The following is a 20,328-nucleotide window of genomic DNA, read 5'->3' on the forward strand; positions in this document are numbered from 1 at the left end:
TACTTAATCAATCGAATAGAAAGAGTTAAGCATTTTCACGAGCAATTGCACGGTAACCAATATCTTTGCGATACTGTACACCATCAAAAGTTACTTTTTCGCAAAGCTCTAATGCTTTTGCTTGAGCTTCGCCAATCGTATTACCAAGTGCAGTTACGCAAAGTACACGACCGCCAGCAGTAACAATGTCGCCATTTTCATTGGCTTTTGTACCTGCATGGAAAACTTTAGCATCTGTCATTTGTGTATCTAAACCAGAAATCACATCGCCATTGCTAGAAGTTTCAGGGTAACCACGTGACGCAAGTACAATACCTACAGTTTTACGTTCATCCCACTCTGCTTCCGCAGGTAGGTTACCATCTAAACCTGCTTGAACTAAATCAACTAAAGATGATTTTAAACGCATCATAATTGGTTGAGTTTCAGGGTCACCAAAACGACAGTTAAACTCGATCACTTTAGGTTGACCTTGTTCATCAATCATCAAGCCTGCATACAAGAAACCTGTGTAAACATGACCATCTTTCTTCATGCCTTCAACAGTTGGACGCATCACTTCATTCATTGCTTTTTCAAAAACGTCTGAAGTTACAACAGGAGCAGGAGAGTAAGCACCCATACCACCCGTGTTTGGACCTTGGTCACCTTCAAAAATACGTTTGTGATCTTGTGACGTTGCCATTGGTAAAATATTGTCGCCATCAATCATACAAATGAAAGAAGCTTCTTCACCAGCAAGGAACTCTTCGATTACAACGCGAGAACCTGCATCACCAAATTTATTGCCTGCAAGCATGTCGTCAATGGCATCAAATGCTTCTTGATTTGTCATTGCAACAATTACGCCTTTACCCGCAGCGAGACCATCTGCCTTAATTACGATAGGCGCGCCATTTTTTTCAACAAATGCTTTCGCTGCATCTACTTCTGTAAATACATCGTAAAAAGCAGTTGGAATGTTGTGACGTTTTAAAAAATGTTTAGCGAAAGCTTTTGAGCCTTCAAGCTGTGCAGCAAATTTTGTTGGACCCCAAACTTTAACACCTGCTTCGCGGCAAGCATCTACAACACCATTTACAAGTGGTGCTTCAGGACCAACAATAATCATTTCTACTGCATTATTTTTTGCAAAATCAATAATTGCAGGATTGTCGAGAATGTCTAAAGTAACATTTTCACATTTATTTTCAGTTGCGCTGCCGGCATTACCTGGAGCAACAAATACTTTCGCGACTTGATCGTCTTGTGCGATTTTCCATGCAAGCGCATGTTCACGGCCGCCACTACCCAAAACTAAAATGTTCATCTCAATATCCCTCAAAAGAATAGAATCCCCCATGCAAAGTAGCACTTCTTACCCTCTAAAAGGGAATGTATCGCAAATAAAAACACAGTCCTATTATGCGAAAAGTCCCCCTTTTTACAAAGGGGGATTTAGGGGGATTATAAAATACGACTTCTAATCAATTAGTGACGGAAGTGACGCATGCCTGTAAATACCATTGCAATGCCAGCTTCATCAGCTGCTGCAATTGTTTCTTCATCACGCATAGAACCACCCGGTTGAATAATGCATTTGATACCTGCTTTAGCAGCGTTATCAATACCATCACGGAATGGGAAGAATGCATCAGATGCCATTACAGCGCCTTCAACCACTAAGCCAGCATGTTCAGCTTTAATTGCTGCAATACGAGCAGAGTTTACACGGCTCATTTGACCTGCGCCAACACCAATTGTTTGACGACCTTTTGCATAAACAATCGCATTAGATTTCACATATTTTGCTACTTTCCAAGCAAAAATCATGTCATCAATTTCAGCTTCAGTTGGAGCACGTTTAGTCACAACTTTAAGATCATCTTTAGTAATCATACCTAAGTCTTGATCTTGAACTAATAAACCACCATTTACACGTTTGTAGTCAAGTTGAACAGCACGTTCGTCAATTGCTGGTAATTCGCCACATACAAGTACACGTACGTTTTTCTTCGCACCTGTTACTTCAAGAACGCCTTCAGCAACGCTTGGAGCAATAATTACTTCAACAAATTGACGGTCAACAATTGCTTGTGCAGTTGCAACGTCTAATTCACGGTTGAATGCAATAATGCCACCGAATGCAGATTCAGGATCAGTTGCATAAGCTAAGTCGTAAGCAGCTTGAATACCGTCTAAAGAAACAGCAACGCCACATGGGTTTGCATGTTTAACAATTACACAAGCAGGTTTAGCGAATGATTTAACACATTCAAGTGCTGCATCTGTATCTGCAATGTTGTTATAAGATAATTCTTTACCTTGTAACTGTTGTGCAGTTGAAACAGAAGCTTCAGTTGCAGTTGATTCAACATAGAACGCAGCAGACTGATGCGGGTTTTCACCGTAACGTAAGTCTTGAGCTTTGTTTAATTGCGTGTTGAATGTACGTGCGAATTTGTCAGCTTGACCTTCTTCTTTACCTACGCGAGCGCCTAAGTAAGAAGCAATCATGCCATCGTATTGAGCAGTATGTTCAAATGCTTTAACTGCTAAGTCAAAACGTGTAGCTAGAGATAAAGCACCTTCAGCTTTAAGTTCAGCAACAACAGTAGAATAGTCAGATGCGTTTACAACAATACCAACAGATGCATGGTTTTTAGCAGCAGCACGAACCATTGTTGGACCACCGATGTCGATATTCTCGATTGCATCAGCAAGTGAACAGTTTGGTTTAGCTACAGTTGCTGCAAATGGATAAAGGTTAACAACAACTAGATCGATAGCATCGATGTTGTGTTCAGCCATCACAGCTTCGTCTAGACCACGACGAGCTAAGATACCACCATGGATTTTTGGATGAAGTGTTTTTACACGGCCGTCCATCATCTCTGGGAAACCAGTGTGCTCTGAAACTTCAACTACAGTCACATTATTGTCTTTCAACAATTTGTATGTACCACCAGTAGATAAAATTTCTACCCCAAGAGCAGCAAGTTCTTGTGCAAACTCAACAATACCAGTTTTGTCGGAAACAGAGATTAAAGCGCGTTTAATAGTCATGATCTTCGTCACAGTCTTTAAGAAACAGATTAAAACAAATTAGCTAATATACAGATAAAAAAAATGCCTGCGGAAGCCGCAAGCATTTTATCATTTATTCACTCATTAAACCGTGAGCTTTCAACTTTTTACGTAAAGTACCACGGTTAAGTCCTAGAATTTCAGCAGCACGAGTTTGGTTACCGCGTGTATATTCTAAAACTACAGATAAAAGAGGTTTCTCCATTTCTGCCAACACCATGTCGTAAACTTGTGATGGTTGCTCACCTTGCAATTGTGCAAAATAGTGGCGAACTGCGCGATCTACGTGAATACGAAGAGCAACATCAGATTGAGCAGTAAAAATAGGAGATTTGCTATTCATGCGAATTAATCCGAAACAAATATCACTTGGGTAAAGTGATATATAAATATGGTCTATAAAATTTAACGAATATTGGGTTCTAGATTCTAAAACCGAATATTTTAAAACTGGCATATAGCTTGCCACAACTCAGAGCTTTGGTCGAAATTTAAGCGTAACAATAGTTAAAGATTTGTTACAGACCTTTCTCAAACAAAAAAATCTACTCGATACGCATTAATATTCATAAAGCGCATTTTGTGGATTTAATTATGTTGTGAAATAAGCGAGGAGTTAGCAGAACAAAGCTTTCGTGGCGCGTATCATACCATTGTATAAGAAAAAGTGAGCAAGAAAACTGCATTTTTTTTACTTTTTTTTGTGATTTTTAATAGTTTTTTTCAATATTCAGGGGCGAATGATTTGTATCTCATAATCATTGAAGTCTTTTTTTGCAATTGGAACAATAATATTGAAGTTGAATGGACTATTCTGAGGGATTCGTTCGACATTGACTAAGCTTTTAATGAGGTATTCTTTTGGATGATAAATCTGCGAATGCACTGTTACATTATTATTTAATAAGTTTACATGAATAAGGGGAAGTGTCAGGCTATGTTCATTGTGGTTAATGATATAACCAGAAATATTCGTTGCCTTGTTATTTATCGATGTGGTTTTAACATCGACTAAATCGACCAAGGAATATTGTTGGATAAGATTGTCACATTTAAAAATAGTACACATTTTTATGTAAGCACTATTTAGAAGAGAGTTACTGTTTAATGTTTTTGGATTGACCATCAATATTTGAATAACAAAAATAGCAATTAAAGAAAAATTAATGACGCCCCAAATTGTGTAATAACGAACGCTATTTTTCTTATCGAGAATAAAGTCATTATCTTTAGATAGATTAATTGAGGGTAATGTATTAATCGGTTCGGGATTAAATGCATTTAAGTTGTTTAAATAGGTTCTTAAATTAATTGTTGAATTTTCTACTGTTGCATCAAAAATTTTAGATACATTGGCTGCCAAAGTAGGTACATATTGCGTGACACCGTCACTTGCAAATTTTTCTGCTTCAGTAAATTGATAAGAAATAGAAGTATCAATATCACTGTGAACAGATGTTAGATAAGAAACAGCATTAAAGGTTGCATCGCATTTTGGGCAACAAACCATGCCCTGAGCCGCAGTAAGCTGCGGCACAGTAACTTTGTATGTTGTTAAACATTCAGGGCATCTAGTTTGTTTTTCACTCATAAATTATACGTATTGTGTTATTAGAATGAATGACGCTTTCCAGAGATTCTGCACCAGTATTCGTCGCGCGTTTCTACTTGTAATATATCAAAAAATTCTGAATATACACTAGAAACTTCTTCAACTTGTTCTTGAATAACACCTGCCAATGCAAATTCACTTTCAGGTTTAACAAGTGTCGCAAATTGTGGGGCAAGCATCATTAAAGGACCTGCAAGAATATTTGCTACAAATACATCTGCTTTTTGGTCTTTTAAAGTTTCGTAAAATTCGTCAGGTAAACCTACATATAGGTTATCTAATACGCCATTTAATTCAGCATTTTGTTGTGTTGCTAAAACAGCTTGCGGATCGATATCTGTGGCATAAACTTTTTTAGCACCTAATAGAAGGGCAGCAACAGCTAAAATACCTGAACCACATCCGTAGTCGATTACAATTTTATCTTTAACATCTGTTTGACCTAACCATTGTAGGCAAAGGAATGTAGATGCATGGTTACCTGTACCAAATGCTAAACCTGGATCTAATTTAATGTTTACAGCATCTGCTTCAGGTGGTTCCATCCATTCAGGAACAATCCAATATTTCTCACCAATTTGAATTGGTTCGTATGCATCCATCCAAGTGCGTTCCCACTCTTGGTCTTCCATAAATTCGCTACGCATAGGTTCTGTAGGAAGTTGAGTACGAATAAATGTTTCTAATGCAGCAACATCAATTTCTTCGTCATCTTCTTGCGCGTAAATGCCTGTAACAATAACTTTATTCCAAAGAGGTGTTTCGCCTGGAAGTGGCTCAAGCAAGTCTTGATTTTCAGCATCGTCTAAAGTAACGCTAACTGCGCCAAGAGATTCTAAAAGAGTTTCGGTGAAATCGACTTGAGCTTGTTCAACAGTAATATGAATTTGTAACCACTTCACGGGAATAACCTAAAAAATTTTATATCTTGCGTATTGTAGCCGATCTGAAAGCACACTGCTGAAAAATTGGAGTGGTGATGTGTAGATACCGCTCCAATTATCATTTTTTATCTTCCATTTAAGTATTTTGTTCAGTTGCTTGTTTGGATCGAGTGATCATAAAACCAAAAGCAGCCGCGAAGATGTACATAAATATAGAGTAAACCGCAGCAGGCATGGCAATTGTGGTATTTACCATAACTGTTAATGCAATGGTCATTGCCAGTGTACTGTTATGAATGCCAATTTCAAACGCACATGCACGTGCTTGAGTGCTACTAATACCTAAAAGTCGTGGTACAAAATAACCAATTGCCAAACTACATGCACAGAATATTGCAGTTGCAAGCCCAACTTGGGCTAAATATGTTGCAATATTTTGGCGTTCTGCAAATATCGCAAGGGCAATAATTGCAATTAAAAAGATAACGGCAAATATACGTAAAGGTTTATTCAATTTTTCTGTAAGTTTTGGCGCATAGTGACGAATCAGCATTCCAATACCAACAGGAACAATAATAATGGCAAATACTTGCACTATTTTTGACAAAGGTAATGTAATTTGCTGATTTTCTTGCATGAAGTGCAAAATAGAAAAATTCATAATTAAAGGTAGAGTTATAGCTGCAACAACAGAATTTATGGCAGTTAAACTAATGTTGAGTGCAATATCACCTTTAAATAAGTAACTGAATAAATTGGCTGTACTACCACCAGGGGACGCTGCAAGCAACATTAAACCTACGGCAAGTAATGGTGGTAAAGAAAGAACTTTACAGAGTAAAAATGCAACACCAACTAAAATAACCAATTGGCAGAATAGGGCAATAAGTACAGCTTTAGGATGCTTAGATACACGTTTAAAATCGTTTAGTGTGAGTTCTAAACCCAAGCCAATCATAATAATGGCTAATGCGAGAGGCAAAAGCACAGTAATAATTCCCATGTTCATAGATTTACTCCTGTAAATATTGTCGTTTTGGCATATTCCATATGCATGTGTTTGTTGTAAATTTACTTGTAATTATTTAGCTGTAAAAAGATATAAACCATAGTTGTGAAAGGTATGTAAACCATAAAAGATGACTGTTCATTTTATTTTTGTGCGTTTAAAAATTAATCTATAAAGATACGGTATTTTTCTAGTATGTTTTTATTACGATAAATTCGACTTAAATTGTCAACTTAAAGCCTAAATTTTGCTACAATATTCAGTCATTATTTTTTATCTCTCATACCACTATGCACTATCCTAAAGTTTACGATGTCATTGTTATCGGCGGCGGTCACGCAGGTACAGAAGCAGCATTGGCTGCGGCACGTATGGGTCGACAGACATTACTCTTAACTCACAATATTGAGACTTTAGGGCAGATGAGCTGTAACCCAGCCATCGGTGGTATTGGTAAATCGCATTTAGTGCGTGAAATTGATGCCTTGGGCGGTGCTATGGCACTTGCTGCCGATAAAGGCGGTATTCAATTCCGTATTCTAAATTCACGTAAAGGTGCTGCTGTTCGTGCAACACGTGCTCAAGCAGACCGTGTACGTTTTAAAGCTGCAATTCGTGAAACATTAGAAAATCAAGCAAATTTAGATATTTTCCAACAAGCAGCAGACGACTTAATTGTTGAAGGCGATACCGTTAAAGGTGTTGTTACTCAAATGGGCGTACGCTTCGATGCGAAAACTGTTGTTTTAACCACAGGTACATTCTTAGGTGGTGTAATTCACATTGGTTTAAATAATGCATCTGGTGGTCGTGCGGGTGATCCACCATCTATTTCATTAGCACATCGTTTACGTGAATTAAATTTACCAGTAGGTCGTTTAAAAACAGGTACACCGCCACGTATTGATGCACGTTCAGTCGATTTCTCTGTAATGACAGCACAGCCGGGTGATTTTCCATCTCCGACCATGTCATTTATGGGCGATGCTTCAATGCATCCTGAACAAGTGAATTGCTATATCACACATACAAACGAAAGAACTCACGACATTATTCGTGGTGGTTTAGATCGTTCACCTATGTACACAGGTGTGATTGAAGGTGTTGGTCCACGTTACTGCCCATCAATTGAAGATAAAATTCATAAATTTGCAGATAAAGATTCGCACCAAGTATTTATTGAGCCTGAAGGTTTAGATACGCACGAACTTTATCCAAATGGTATTTCTACATCTTTACCTTTTGATGTTCAGTTTGAATTGGTTCGCTCAATTCGTGGTATGGAAAATGCGCATATTATGCGTCCAGGCTATGCAATTGAGTACGATTACTTCAATCCACAAGCTTTAAAATTCTCTTTAGAAACTAAAGCCATTAATAACTTGTATTTTGCAGGTCAAATTAACGGTACAACAGGTTATGAAGAAGCGGGCGCTCAAGGTCTACTTGCAGGCTTAAATGCTGCGCGCCGTGCATGGGATCAAGAACAATGGACGCCTAAACGTGATGAGGCGTATATTGGTGTGCTTGTAGATGACTTAATTACATTAGGTACGAAAGAACCGTACCGTATGTTCACATCGCGTGCGGAATATCGTTTGATGCTTCGTGAAGACAATGCAGATCAGCGTTTAACGGCTATTGGTCGTGAAATGGGTCTTGTTGATGATACGCGTTGGGCATCTTACTGCGAGAAAATGGAAGCGATTGAAACTGAAACAGGTCGCTTGCAACATCTTTGGGCTGCACCAAATAATCCTTTAGGTAAAAAGTTTGTTGAATTAACAGGTGATGATTTATCTAAAGAAACAAATGCGATTGATTTGTTGAAGCGTCCAAATATTAATTTCTCACAAATTGCTGAAATCACAGGTTCTGAAGTTTCTGCTTTTGTGGGTGAGCAAATTGAAATTGCTGTGAAATATGCAGGTTATATTAACCGTCAGCAAGAAGATGTTGCTCAAATGAAGCGTCTTGAAAAAACACGTATTCCTGCCGATTTTGATTACGACATTGTTTCAGGTTTATCTCGTGAAATTACGTTGAAGTTAAAGGATGTTCGTCCTGAAACTTTAGCACAAGCAAGCCGTATTCCGGGTGTTACGCCTGCTGCGGTTCAACTTGTGATGATTACCATTCGTAAAAATAACCAAGTGAAGAAATCTGCATAAGATTTTAAGCTGATAAAAAAACCCGCTAAATGCGGGTTTTTTTATATAAATTTTTAATGATTATAAAAAATGATCGTACGATTATTTTAATATCTTATTTATATAACTATATATTTTATATAGATAATTTATTTTAAGTGGGATATCTAAAGTAAGTTTTTATGTATTAAATCAGACTAATTTAGTCTATTTAAATTTTCGCAAGACTAACGTAGAGATACTTATTTCATTTCAAACTATAGAAAATACTGAAAATGGATTTGAAATAAATTCGCCAATTTAGGATGAAGAAATGAGTGTTCAGAGAACTAAAATACAAAAAGTACTCGTGGTATTTTTGTGTTTTTGGGTTGCCTTTTTTGAAGGGTTTGACTTGCAAGCACCTGGTATTGCAGCAAAAGGAATTGCCGAATCATTTAGTTTAGACCAAATTCAAATGGGTTACGTGTTTAGCCTTGGTGTATTTGGAATGTTGTTTGGTGCATTCTTTGGTGGTCGTGTAGCCGATTATATTGGGCAGAAAAAAGTTTTAATGCTCTCGATTGGTATTTTTGGTGTATTCATGTCGGTTACTGCAATCGCGACTAGTTTAGAAGTACTTTATATTGCTCGCTTTTTAACAGGCGTTGGTTTGGGTGCAGCTATGCCAACCATGATTTCTGTTGTGGGTGATGAAGCAACTGAAGAGAATCGAGGAAAGCTGAATAGTTTAATGTACTGTGGTTTGCCTGTAGGTGCTATTTTTGTTGCTGGTCTAGCAATGTTAATCACAGATATTAAATGGCAAACATTGTTTTTGATTGGTGGTTTAACACCATTGTTGTTAATTCCATTCATGGCATTTATTTTAAAAGATAAGCCTCGTGAAGTTAAACAAGCTCAGGATGAAGCTGTACCTGGTATGGTTCAGGTTCTCTTTAAGGAACAGTGCTATAAGCAAACAGTGCCATTGTGGTTTGGTTTCTTTTTTACGCTAATGATTAACTATATTTTAATTAGCTGGTTGCCAAACTTATTAATGCAGCAAGGTTTAGAAAGACAACAAGCTTTCATGATTATGTTGTTATTCCAAGTAGGTGCAGTGATTGGTACTTTAGGCTTAGGGTATTTACTAGATAAATTAAAATTGTGGCAAATGGCTACGATTATCTACAGCGGTTTATTTGTAGCACTTGTATTATTATTCACAACGACATCAATCCCACTGTTAATTTTAGCTGGTGTAATGGGCGGTATATTCTCTACAGGTGGGCAGTCAATTCTGTATGGTATTTCCCCAATTTTTTACGCAGGTTCAGGTAAGGTAACGGGTGTTGGTAGTGCTATTTCGTTGGGTCGTTTAGGTGCAATGACAGGACCTTTATTAACAGGGAAAATTTTGGCGCTAGGTTTAGGCACAACAGGTATCTTAATGGCAAGTTTGCCTGCAGTTGTAATATCTGCAGTTGCTGTAACAGCATTATCTAAATATAAAACCAGTTTAAAAGATTGATAGATTAAAAAATAGTCGTTTAAAAGCTAAAGTAGCTACGGTTACTTTAGCTTTTTTATTTATAAGAAAAGTGAGTTTTATTTTTAATAGCAAAGATGATTTATTTAGCACATCAACTTATTTCACAAATAATATGAGAACAATTAAATTAGCCTTATGTTCACAACACGAGGTAAACACCATGACTATGAAAAGTATTCGTTATAACAATTCAGATTTAGCATGCCTATGCTTAAACTGAATTGTGAAATAACGCATATAAATAACAAAGAAGGTTGTAATGTCGGGGGGCTTTGTTTACACGCTTCGATTTCTATAAACCAACAGCGCAAAAAACGATAAAAATATAAATATAAAACTAAAAAGCCCCTTGAATGGGGCTTCTTTTAATCTTCAATTTCATAAACTGCGTTATATACATCTATAGGTTCAATATCTTGAATACGACGCCCGAAGCTACGTAACCACCAAACAAGTTGAGATGTAAAAGGAACGGAGGCTTGAACTTGAATTAAGCCATTGCCTAAATCTTCCATAATTTGATCTTTACTGAGCTGACTTTCTTCAAAATATGCAGCATTTTCAAGCGTCATTGTGAGCTTTAATTTAACCAAATCTGTTGGCTTTGTATAATCGACACGGAAACCTAGTGCACCCGATTCAATATATTTATCTATATCAAAATCAACAGGATGTAATGCGCGTGAATTGAGGACTTTGGCTGTCTTAAAACGATGCAAGGCAAAAGTCTGAATATCTGTTTTGTCTAAACGAGTGCAAATTAAATAAATAACTGCACCTTTTTGAACTAATGCTAAAGGATTGAGAACATAGGTCTTTTCTTCTGCACCAGTTGTACGTGCATGATAAACACATTCAAGTTGTTTATCTTGCAACAAGCCTTCATAAATTGCTTGCTGAGAACCTCGATCAACCAACGGAGGAATAAGCGGTTGGTTTGCAGGCACAATGCGAACACGGTTGATCCATTGGCGCACATTATTTTGTGTCGATAAGCTACGACGTGCAAGATCAAACCAAGGATTCATTTCTTCAACCAAACTTGGCGGAAGTAAATGCTTTAAATGTTCTTCAACCATCATAAAAGTAACGGCTTGAGAGCTGGTCATGTGCGGTAAGCTTTGAATAGGCGCATCTGCACGCCAACGCCAACCTTGTGGGACTGTGCCGTTATTTTCAATTGGAAAGCGTTGTGATATTTGGTTTAAATCACGCTGAATTGTGCGCAAGCTAATATCAATGCCTTCACGTTGTAAAATTTCTTGTAATTCACGCGTACCCATCCATTTTCCCGTAGATAAGCGAGAAAGAATTTGCCATTGGCGATATAAAGTATTTGATGTTTCTTTTTCTTGTGCTTGCATAATGAATAAAAATACGATGAATTGAGAAAGACATAAATTGGCTACATCACACAATATGAAAACCGCATTGGTTTAGCAAGTAAATTTAACAAAATCATATTCAATTAATTTTTTAATGAATAATTAAATGATAAATCCATTTGGGCGGGGGCTGAATATGTAAATGTGGTTATTTGAATGTATTTTAAAGATGTTAGATTTTTTTGATTAAAATGTTTGCTTTTATTTTTAAAAGAATTACATTGTTAAAGCGAGATTTAACTATTTAATTTTTATAATAATAAAAGGAGCATGCATGTACCAATTATGTTATGCAAGTTGTTCAACGTCAGATAGTGATAAGTTGTTAGAAGACTTAAGAAATATTTTAAAAGAAGCACGTGATTTTAACGTTGAACATGAAATTAGAGGTGTTCTTTATTTTGCAGATCAATATTTTTTTCAGTGTCTAGAAGGTGAAAAGGAAGCTTTAGATATTCTGATTGAAAAGTTAAAGAAAGATACACGCCATAAAGGATTTACTCTTTTTGAATATAAGCCTGTAAACAAATCACACTTTGTAGACTGGTCAATGAAATACGTTAGAAGAAATAGCGTAATTCAGCAGTATATGCGAGATCAAGGATTTGAATTATTTAGACCAAAATTATTGCAACCACATCAAGTTGAAGAGCTAATTACTTTATTGGTTGATATAAAAGATTGATTGATTTGTATAATTTTAAAAGCCCAAAGTATTTTGGGCTTTTTTTATGGAGATTATTAAAGTTTTTTACGAATAGGGCGGTTGCTTAGTCTGCATAATAATTCATAACCAATTGTACCATTGGCTTCAGCAACATCATCAACTAAGCGGTGTTTACCCCAAAGTTCAACTTGTGTACCTAATTGTGCATTTAAGTCTGTGACATCAATTGCAATCATATCCATTGCAACACGTCCTACAACAGGCACTTTTTGGCCATTTATTGCAACATAATTTTGTTTGAAGAAAGCACGAGGGTAGCCATCACCGTAGCCAATAGAAATAATAGCGAGTTCTGTTACTTTGTCTGCAATAAATGTAGATCCATAACCAACAGATTCACCCACTTGAATGGTATTTAAAGCAATAATTTCGGCTGTAAATGTCATTACAGGTTGAATATCTAAATCTTCTACGGTTTTGTCTGCAAATGGGCTTGCACCATAAAGCATAATACCTGGGCGTACAAAATCGAAATTTAGTTCAGGCCATTTAAAAATAGCAGCAGAATTACAACAAGATGCCAAAATTGGAGCACAAGCTTCTTTTACATGTAAAAATTGTTGTTTTTGTTGTTCATTTAAAGGGTGATTATCGGCATCTGCATTAGCAAAATGCATAGCAAGTACACATTTAAAACCATCTGCTTTAAGTTGATGGATTACATCTATAATTTCATCAACTTTAAAACCTAAGCGATTCATTCCGCTATTCAGTTTTACCCAAATTTTAAGATTTTTAGCAATATAAGCATCTTTTTGTGCGCGTAACCAATCGAGCTGTTGTTGATGATGAACAACAATTTCAATATTTTGATCGATCACAATTTGCATTTCTTCAGCAGAAAAAATGCCTTCAATGAGCGTAATTGGTTGTTGATAGCCTAATTCACGAATTTCTAAAGCTTCTTCTAAGCAAGCAACACCAAAAGCATCTGTATTTGCTAAGGCTGTTAAACAGTCTTTAACACCATGTCCATAGGCATTGGCTTTTACCATACTTACAATTTTGGCAGTTGGAGCAAGTTGTTTAACGCGGTTTAAATTATATTGAAGTGCTTCGCTATCAATATAAACTGTTGCTTGACGCACCCTAGATACTCCTTGGGACGAAAACTATAAAATGATGAGAAGAATAGATTTTATTCTTCGTCATCATATTGAGCATAAAACTCAGGTGATAAATTACTAAAACGAGTGTATTGACCTTCAAAAGCAAGGCGAACAGTACCAATAGGACCGTTACGTTGCTTACCGATAATAATTTCGGCAGTACCTGCTTCTTTTGACTCTTTATTATAAACCTCATCACGGTAAATAAACATAATCAAATCGGCATCCTGCTCAATCGCACCAGATTCACGTAAATCTGACATTACAGGGCGTTTATTTGGTCTGTTCTCTAGTGCACGGTTAAGCTGAGAAAGTGCAATAACGGGGCATTGCATTTCTTTGGCAAGTGCTTTTAAGCTTCGTGAAATTTCAGAAATCTCACCAACACGGTTATCGCCCATACCAGGAACTTTCATTAACTGAAGGTAATCGACCATAATACATCCGAGTTTACCGCCATGTTGTTTTGCAATACGACGTGCTCGTGAACGTAATTCTGTTGGTGGTAATGCAGAAGAGTCATCAATATAAAGATTTTTTTCTTGTAAATGAACAATAGTGCTAGTTACTTTTGACCATTCATCGCTGTCCATTTTTCCTGAACGCAAATGCCCTTGATGAACACGTCCAAAAGATGAAATTAGACGCATTGCAATCGAATCTGCGGGCATCTCCATTGAGTATACAAGCGCAGGTAAGTTATTGTTAAACAGAACACTTTCAACCAAATTCATGGCAAATGTTGTTTTACCCATAGATGGACGAGCAGCCACAATAATTAAATCGCCTGCTTGCATACCTGAAGTTTTATTATCAAGTTCAACAAAGCCTGTAGTTAAACCTGTAATACTGCCTTCCATTTGTGAAAGTTCATTTAACTTATCAAATACATCTGCAACAACGGAGTTAATAGGCTTTGGGCCTGCATTTTTTTTATTATTATTATGTTGCTCTGCAATTTGGAAAATATTGGTTTCAGCTAAATCTAAAATTTCACTGACATTGCGACCTTTGGTGTCATAAGCATTTTGTAAGATTTCAGAGCTGACCTTAATCATATTTCTTAACGTAGAAAATTCTTTAATTTTAGATGCATAGGTTTCAATGTTATAAAAACTTGATGGGGAATCTGCCATCAATTGCATTAAATATTCTTCTCCACCTGCTGCATCGAGTAAATTTTGCTTAATAAGCCAGTCATTTACCAATACGGCATCGTAAGGTGAGTTTTCTTTTGCGAGTGTATCAATGGCACGGAAAATATATTTGTGTCGTGTTGCGTAAAAGTCAGATTCTTGAAGTACATCACCTACTTGTTCAAAGGATTCAGCAACAGTCATAAGAGCAGCAAGTACAGCTTGTTCAATCGCCAAGTTATGTGGAGGCGTACGAAATTCTTTAAGCTGAGCACTTTCGCTAAGCGTAGGTGTTGTTTTTGTTGAATTTTGCTTTGAGTTGGCAGTTGCCTGTGACATATAAATCCCTGATTTTAAAACAGTATATGCAGAATTATTTAAGTTTGATTAATCAATAAATTATCAATTATGATTTTAAATCATACGTGTTCTGCACACAAAATGCGACTTGAATTTGAATATTTCTCGAAGCAAATAACGTGAAATATTAATAAGAGTAGAGAAGGGTATTTTTAAAGATAAAAAAAGAGCATGCGAATGCATGCTCTTTTTCTTTGCAGAAAATTACTCAGATACGATAGTAACGAGAACTTCAGCAACAACATCATGATGCAATTGGATTGCGATGTTGAATTCGCCAGTATGACGAAGCGCACCGTTTGGTAAACGAACTTCAGCGCGGTCTACAGAAAGACCAGCATTCGTTAACGCATCAGCGATGTCACGAGTACCGATTGAACCGAATAATTTACCTTCGTCACCAGCTTTCGCAGTGATTACGATATTTACTTCGTTCAATTGGTCAGCACGTGCTTGAGCAGCAGCTAATACTTCAGCTTCTTGTTTCTCAAGTTCAGCGCGACGAGCTTCAAAAGCAGCAGTGTTTGATTCTGTTGCAGCAACTGCAATACCTTGAGGGATAAGGAAGTTACGGCCGTAACCAGCTTTAACTGATACTTTATCGCCTAATTTACCAAGGTTTTTAACGCGTTGTAATAAAATAATATCCACAGCTCAACCTCACTTATGATTGTCAGTGTAAGGGATCAAAGACAAGTAGCGAGCTTGTTTAATAGCAAGCGCCAATTGACGTTGGTAACGAGCTTTAGTACCTGTAATACGGCTAGGAACAATTTTGCCGTTTTCAGTGATGTACTGTTTTAAAGTATCGATGTCTTTGTAATCGATGTACGTAACGTTCTCAGCTGTAAAGCGGCAGAACTTGCGACGACGGTAAAAACGTGCCATGTTATGTTCTCCTTAAGCTTCAGCAGAGTCTTGGTTAGCGTGTTGTGCTTCTTCACGTTGAGCTTTACGCGCACGTTTTTCTTCAGCACTCTTAGCCAATAACGACTCTTCAGTGATAGCGTTTTCACGACGGATGATAAGATTACGAAGGATTGCATCGTTGTAACGGAACAACTCTTCTAATTCATCAAGCGTAGTTTGACCACATTCAACGTTCATAAGAATGTAGTGCGCTTTGTGAATTTTGTTAATTGGGTAAGCCAATTGACGACGGCCCCAATCTTCAAGACGGTGAATTTGACCTTCAGCTTCTTTGATGTGAGTTAGGTAACGTTCTACCATACCCACTACTTGATCGCTTTGATCAGGATGTACTAAAAGTACGATTTCGTAGTGACGCATTGTCAGCTCCTTACGGATTATACAGCCTGTAACAAAAGTTAAAGGCAAGGAGTCACAACCGAAGTTGTGTCGCAAAAAAATGCGAAGCGTGATTTTAGTGCTTTTAAGTGGAAATTACAAGGAATTGCGTGAAATAAACTACAAATGCAATTAGGAAAATTAATATTGAGTGGAAGATATAGTTTTTATATTTAAAAATGGAAAACTCTAATAAAAGATAGAGGAGAGCTCTATCTTTTAAAAAAGTACAAAATTTGTAGTTGGTGTAATTGAAGTAAAGCTAAAGCTAATACTTAAAACAGTAATTAAAATAACCGAAAATAGGAAAAAGCGTTTTGCCCATAATTGATCATTTTGTGCTTTGAAGCCAATAACCGCAATATACAACCAGTAAATGCAAAGTGCATTTAATATTACAAAGTAAATCCAATTTGCATAGCCAAATACAAAGATAAGATTCATTGCAATTGTAAACAATACGACATAAATCAAAGATTCGATTTTTGTGCGTAAGATTGTGCGTGCTACAGGTAAAATTGGAATACCTGCATTTTTGTAGTCATCAAAACGGTAAATTGCAATTCCCCATGAATGAGGCATTTGCCAGAGTGCATATCCTATAAATAGAATTAAGGCGCCAACGTCAAATTGTGCTACAACAGCCGTATAGCCTATAACAGGAGGGCTTGCACCAGAAATACTTCCAACTACAGTTTGATGAATTGTCGTTCTTTTTGTCCAAAGACTGTAAAAACATACATAAACTACAAAACCAATAACAGCAAATAAAAAGGCATAGGCATTTACAGCAAACCATAAAATGCTAAAACCAAATAGACCTAAAGCAAAGGCAAACGCGAGTGCGACAGGAACAGAAATGGCTTTAATTACAAGCGCACGATTTTGAGTGCGTTGCATTTTTTGATCTATGTCTTGATCAATAACGTTATTGATCACACATCCAGAGGCAACAACAAGTGTTGTACCAATGAGGGTGATGAGTAGGAGAAGGAAATCTACAGAACCTTGGGCGGCTAAAAAGAAGCCGCCCAAAGTGGTAACGAAGTTACCAAAGAGAATTCCTGGCTTAGTCAGGAATAAATACTTTTTCAGCATGACGACCAGTTTAGATCATCATGTTGAGGTGTAAGTAGTTCATGATCCATACAGAACCAATTAAAAGCACGGCGATACAAACAATTGTATAAACAAATGCAATTACGTTCCAACGTTGCTCTGAAGATGAGTTCATGTGCAAGAAGTAAACTAATTGAATCAGTACTTGTGCAATAGCAGTAATTGCAATAACGGCAACCAATAAACCACGGCTAAATCCGCCAGCCATTACCATACCAAAAGGAATAATGGTAAGGATAACTGAAAGAATAAAACCAATTGTATATTGCTTAACGTTACCGTGTGCAGCACCTGCAGCGTTATGTTCGTGACTCATTATAGTACTCCTAATAAGTAAACTACGCTGAATACACAAATCCAAACGATATCAAGGAAATGCCAGAATAAGCTTAGGCAAGCAAGACGACGAGTGTTTGCAAGTGTCAAACCATATTTCTTGATTTGAACCATTAACACGATCATCCAAACTAAACCTGAGGTTACGTGGATACCATGCGTACCTACCAGCGTAAAGAACGCAGATAAGAATGCAGAAGTGCTTGGACCATGACCAGCGTGAACTAAATGCTGAAATTCATAAAGTTCCATACCGATGAAGATAGCACCAAATACCCAAGTTACAGCTAACCAAGTTAATACTTTAGCAACGTCTTTTTTGTATGCTGCAAGAACAGCAAAACCAAACGTTACTGAAGAGATTAAAAGAGCAAAAGTTTCAGTTAAAACGAAGCTTAAAGAATCGCCAAACAAATCTTTTGCGCTTGGAGTGCCAACAGGGATATGGCTACTTAAAACAGCGAATGCAATGAAGAGTGTTCCGAAAAGGATCAAGTCACTCATCAAGTATGTCCAAAAACCAAAGACAGTGATGTCTGTATCATCGTGGTGATGATGCTCATCGTGTCCGTGATTTTCGTGATGAAGTACGTCAGCCATTGTCTTAGTCCTTCTTCAAATGTTTTTCAAGAATCGCATAGCGTTCGTTTTCAATACGTTCAACTTCAGCAGCAGGAACGTAGTAGTCAACTTTCTTCGTGAATGAAGAAACAATGAAACTCACGATTGCAGCAACGAAGGAAACAATAGCTAACCACCAAATGTGCCAGATTAAAGCAAAGCCCATTAATGTGATGATTAGACCAATAACAATACCAGCGGCACGGTTAGTTGGCATATGAATGTCTTCGTATTGAGTTGGTTTAACGTATGCAACACCGTTTTCTTTGTCAGTCCAGAAAGTATCAATACCATTGATTTTTGGAAGGTGAGCAAAGTTATAGAACGGAGCAGGAGAAGAAGTAGCCCATTCAAGCGTACGACCATCCCAAGCATCGCCTGTATAGTCGATACGTTGATTGCGTTGTAAGAAACCAACAACAATTTGCATAACGAAGCACAGAATACCAATTAAGATTAGTACTGAACCAAATAAAGCGATAGCTAAGTACGGATCCCATTCAGGGTTGTCATATGTATTCAAACGACGAGTCATACCCATGAAACCAAGGATATAAAGTGGCATGAATGCAAAGTAGAAACCGAAGAACCAGAACCAGAAAGATGCTTTACCCCAAGTTTCATTTAATCTCCAACCAAACATTTTTGGCCAGTAGAAAATGATACCCGCGAACATAGCGAACACAACACCACCAATAATTACGTTATGGAAGTGAGCGATAAGGAATAAAGAGTTGTGTACAAGGAAGTCCGCAGGCGGAACAGCCATTAATACACCAGTCAAACCACCGATACCGAAAGTCACAAGGAAGCCAAGTGTCCAAAGCATTGGTGTTGTATACGTAATACGACCCTTATACATTGTGAATAACCAAGAGAAGATTTTCACACCTGTAGGAATCGCAATGACCATAGTCATGATACCGAAGAACGCGTTAACGTTGGCACCAGCACCCATAGTAAAGAAATGGTGAACCCATACCACGAACGCAAGAATTGTAATCGCGATCGTTGCATACACCATTGATTTGTATCCAAACAAAGTCTTGCGACAGAATGTAGATACAACTTCTGAGTAAATACCAAAAGCAGGTAATACTAAGATATAAACTTCTGGGTGACCCCAAGTCCAAATCAAGTTCACGTACAACATTGGGCTACCGCCTAAGTCGTTTGTGAAGAAGTGGAAATCGAAGTAACGGTCAAGCGTTAACATTGCAATTGTTGCAGTTAACACAGGGAATGATGCAATGATTAACACAGCAGTACATAAAGATGTCCACGTGAAAATCGGCATATCCATAAGACCCATGCCAGGCGCACGCATTTTGATAATGGTAACAAAGAAGTTAACACCAGTTAACAACGTACCAAGACCAGAAACCTGTAATGCCCAGATGTAGTAGTCCATACCTACGCCAGGAGAGTATTCGATACCTGACAATGGAGGATAAGCCATCCAACCAGTTGCAGCGAACTCACCAAGAGCAAGAGACACCATCATTAAGCCAGCAGCACCGGCGAATAACCAGAAGCTTAAAGAGTTTAATAATGGGAATGCAACGTCACGAGCACCAATTTGAAGCGGTACCGAGATGTTCATTAGACCAACAACAAGACCCATTGCTACGAAGAAAATCATGATCACGCCATGAGCTGTGAAGATTTGATCGTAATGTTCTGGGTGTAAATAACCTTCACCACCACCTTTTGCAAGGAATAGTTGAAGACGCATCATAATCGCATCAGCAAAGCCACGAAGTAGCATGATGATAGATACGAAAAGATACATGATACCGATTTTTTTATGATCTACAGATGTGAACCATTCGTTCCACAAGTAAGACCATTTTTTGAAATAAGTAATACCGCCAACTACAGCAATACCACCTAAAATCATTAATGCAACTGTCACCAACACGATTGGATCGTGTGGAATTGCATCAGGACCTAACTTACCTAATAAGCTCAT

Annotated in this window: 19 protein-coding genes; 3 read left to right on the forward strand and 16 right to left on the reverse strand. The window is 37.4% G+C overall.

The window, feature by feature from the left end:
- Nucleotides 1-25 precede the first annotated feature (25 nt).
- The 6 genes from purD to SKM54_RS03730 all read right to left on the reverse strand — a co-directional run bounded on the left by purD (nucleotide 26) and on the right by SKM54_RS03730 (nucleotide 6,571).
- Entirely contained in the window at nucleotides 26-1,309 is a 1,284-nt protein-coding gene (gene purD, locus SKM54_RS03705; RefSeq protein WP_321094155.1) for a phosphoribosylamine--glycine ligase, read from the reverse strand.
- A gap of 161 nt (nucleotides 1,310-1,470) precedes the next feature.
- A complete protein-coding gene (gene purH / locus SKM54_RS03710; RefSeq protein WP_321094157.1) occupies nucleotides 1,471-3,045 on the reverse strand; it encodes a bifunctional phosphoribosylaminoimidazolecarboxamide formyltransferase/IMP cyclohydrolase in 1,575 nt (524 codons plus the stop codon).
- A 94-nt stretch (nucleotides 3,046-3,139) separates the two neighbouring features.
- Entirely contained in the window at nucleotides 3,140-3,409 is a 270-nt protein-coding gene (fis, locus tag SKM54_RS03715) for a DNA-binding transcriptional regulator Fis (RefSeq protein ID WP_001086304.1), read from the reverse strand.
- Nucleotides 3,410-3,796: 387 nt separating this feature from the next.
- The gene (locus SKM54_RS03720) at nucleotides 3,797-4,657 is read right to left on the reverse strand and encodes a DUF3426 domain-containing protein (RefSeq protein WP_321094159.1); all 861 of its coding nucleotides are present in this window, start codon (nucleotides 4,655-4,657) and stop codon (nucleotides 3,797-3,799) included.
- Nucleotides 4,658-4,677: 20 nt separating this feature from the next.
- Nucleotides 4,678-5,580, reverse strand: coding sequence for a 50S ribosomal protein L11 methyltransferase (gene prmA, locus SKM54_RS03725; RefSeq protein ID WP_171501213.1), 903 nt, complete (start codon nucleotides 5,578-5,580; stop codon nucleotides 4,678-4,680).
- 118 nt (nucleotides 5,581-5,698) lie between these two features.
- Complete coding sequence (locus SKM54_RS03730) at nucleotides 5,699-6,571, reverse strand: bile acid:sodium symporter family protein (RefSeq protein WP_321094161.1); 873 nt, start codon at nucleotides 6,569-6,571, stop codon at nucleotides 5,699-5,701.
- Nucleotides 6,572-6,861: 290 nt separating this feature from the next.
- Here SKM54_RS03730 and mnmG point away from each other — a divergent pair, with 290 nt between their 5' ends.
- Both mnmG and mhpT read left to right on the forward strand, forming a co-directional pair.
- Nucleotides 6,862-8,742 (forward strand): tRNA uridine-5-carboxymethylaminomethyl(34) synthesis enzyme MnmG, encoded by a 1,881-nt coding sequence (gene mnmG, locus SKM54_RS03735; RefSeq protein WP_321094164.1) that lies wholly within the window; start codon nucleotides 6,862-6,864, stop codon nucleotides 8,740-8,742.
- A gap of 292 nt (nucleotides 8,743-9,034) precedes the next feature.
- Nucleotides 9,035-10,234: a 3-(3-hydroxy-phenyl)propionate transporter MhpT gene (mhpT, locus tag SKM54_RS03740; RefSeq protein WP_321094166.1), complete on the forward strand. Its 1,200-nt coding sequence runs from the start codon at nucleotides 9,035-9,037 to the stop codon at nucleotides 10,232-10,234.
- A 386-nt stretch (nucleotides 10,235-10,620) separates the two neighbouring features.
- Here mhpT and SKM54_RS03745 read toward each other — a convergent pair whose 3' ends face one another.
- A complete protein-coding gene (locus SKM54_RS03745; RefSeq protein WP_248104240.1) occupies nucleotides 10,621-11,622 on the reverse strand; it encodes a helix-turn-helix transcriptional regulator in 1,002 nt (333 codons plus the stop codon).
- A gap of 292 nt (nucleotides 11,623-11,914) precedes the next feature.
- Here SKM54_RS03745 and SKM54_RS03750 point away from each other — a divergent pair, with 292 nt between their 5' ends.
- Nucleotides 11,915-12,325, forward strand: coding sequence for a BLUF domain-containing protein (locus tag SKM54_RS03750; protein WP_321094169.1), 411 nt, complete (start codon nucleotides 11,915-11,917; stop codon nucleotides 12,323-12,325).
- Between the two features lie 56 nt (nucleotides 12,326-12,381).
- Here the strand turns inward: SKM54_RS03750 and alr are convergent, their stop codons facing one another.
- From alr to cyoB, 9 genes are all read right to left on the reverse strand, one after another.
- The gene (gene alr, locus SKM54_RS03755) at nucleotides 12,382-13,455 is read right to left on the reverse strand and encodes an alanine racemase (protein WP_321094172.1); all 1,074 of its coding nucleotides are present in this window, start codon (nucleotides 13,453-13,455) and stop codon (nucleotides 12,382-12,384) included.
- A 50-nt stretch (nucleotides 13,456-13,505) separates the two neighbouring features.
- Entirely contained in the window at nucleotides 13,506-14,951 is a 1,446-nt protein-coding gene (gene dnaB, locus SKM54_RS03760; protein ID WP_154773458.1) for a replicative DNA helicase, read from the reverse strand.
- A 225-nt stretch (nucleotides 14,952-15,176) separates the two neighbouring features.
- Nucleotides 15,177-15,623: a 50S ribosomal protein L9 gene (rplI, locus tag SKM54_RS03765; RefSeq protein ID WP_171501347.1), complete on the reverse strand. Its 447-nt coding sequence runs from the start codon at nucleotides 15,621-15,623 to the stop codon at nucleotides 15,177-15,179.
- Nucleotides 15,624-15,632: 9 nt separating this feature from the next.
- Nucleotides 15,633-15,860, reverse strand: coding sequence for a 30S ribosomal protein S18 (rpsR, locus tag SKM54_RS03770; RefSeq protein WP_004278792.1), 228 nt, complete (start codon nucleotides 15,858-15,860; stop codon nucleotides 15,633-15,635).
- Between the two features lie 12 nt (nucleotides 15,861-15,872).
- A complete protein-coding gene (rpsF, locus tag SKM54_RS03775; RefSeq protein ID WP_154773459.1) occupies nucleotides 15,873-16,262 on the reverse strand; it encodes a 30S ribosomal protein S6 in 390 nt (129 codons plus the stop codon).
- 237 nt (nucleotides 16,263-16,499) lie between these two features.
- Nucleotides 16,500-17,378 (reverse strand): heme o synthase, encoded by an 879-nt coding sequence (gene cyoE / locus SKM54_RS03780; RefSeq protein ID WP_154773460.1) that lies wholly within the window; start codon nucleotides 17,376-17,378, stop codon nucleotides 16,500-16,502.
- Between the two features lie 10 nt (nucleotides 17,379-17,388).
- Nucleotides 17,389-17,718: a cytochrome o ubiquinol oxidase subunit IV gene (gene cyoD, locus SKM54_RS03785; RefSeq protein WP_171501349.1), complete on the reverse strand. Its 330-nt coding sequence runs from the start codon at nucleotides 17,716-17,718 to the stop codon at nucleotides 17,389-17,391.
- A complete protein-coding gene (gene cyoC / locus SKM54_RS03790; RefSeq protein WP_154773462.1) occupies nucleotides 17,715-18,335 on the reverse strand; it encodes a cytochrome o ubiquinol oxidase subunit III in 621 nt (206 codons plus the stop codon). The genes cyoD and cyoC overlap by 4 nt, the downstream gene beginning before the upstream one ends.
- A gap of 4 nt (nucleotides 18,336-18,339) precedes the next feature.
- Entirely contained in the window at nucleotides 18,340-20,328 is a 1,989-nt protein-coding gene (gene cyoB, locus SKM54_RS03795) for a cytochrome o ubiquinol oxidase subunit I (RefSeq protein ID WP_154773463.1), read from the reverse strand.

It is taken from the genome of Acinetobacter faecalis, assembly GCF_034187745.1.
GTDB classification, from domain to species: Bacteria; Pseudomonadota; Gammaproteobacteria; order Pseudomonadales; family Moraxellaceae; genus Acinetobacter; species Acinetobacter faecalis.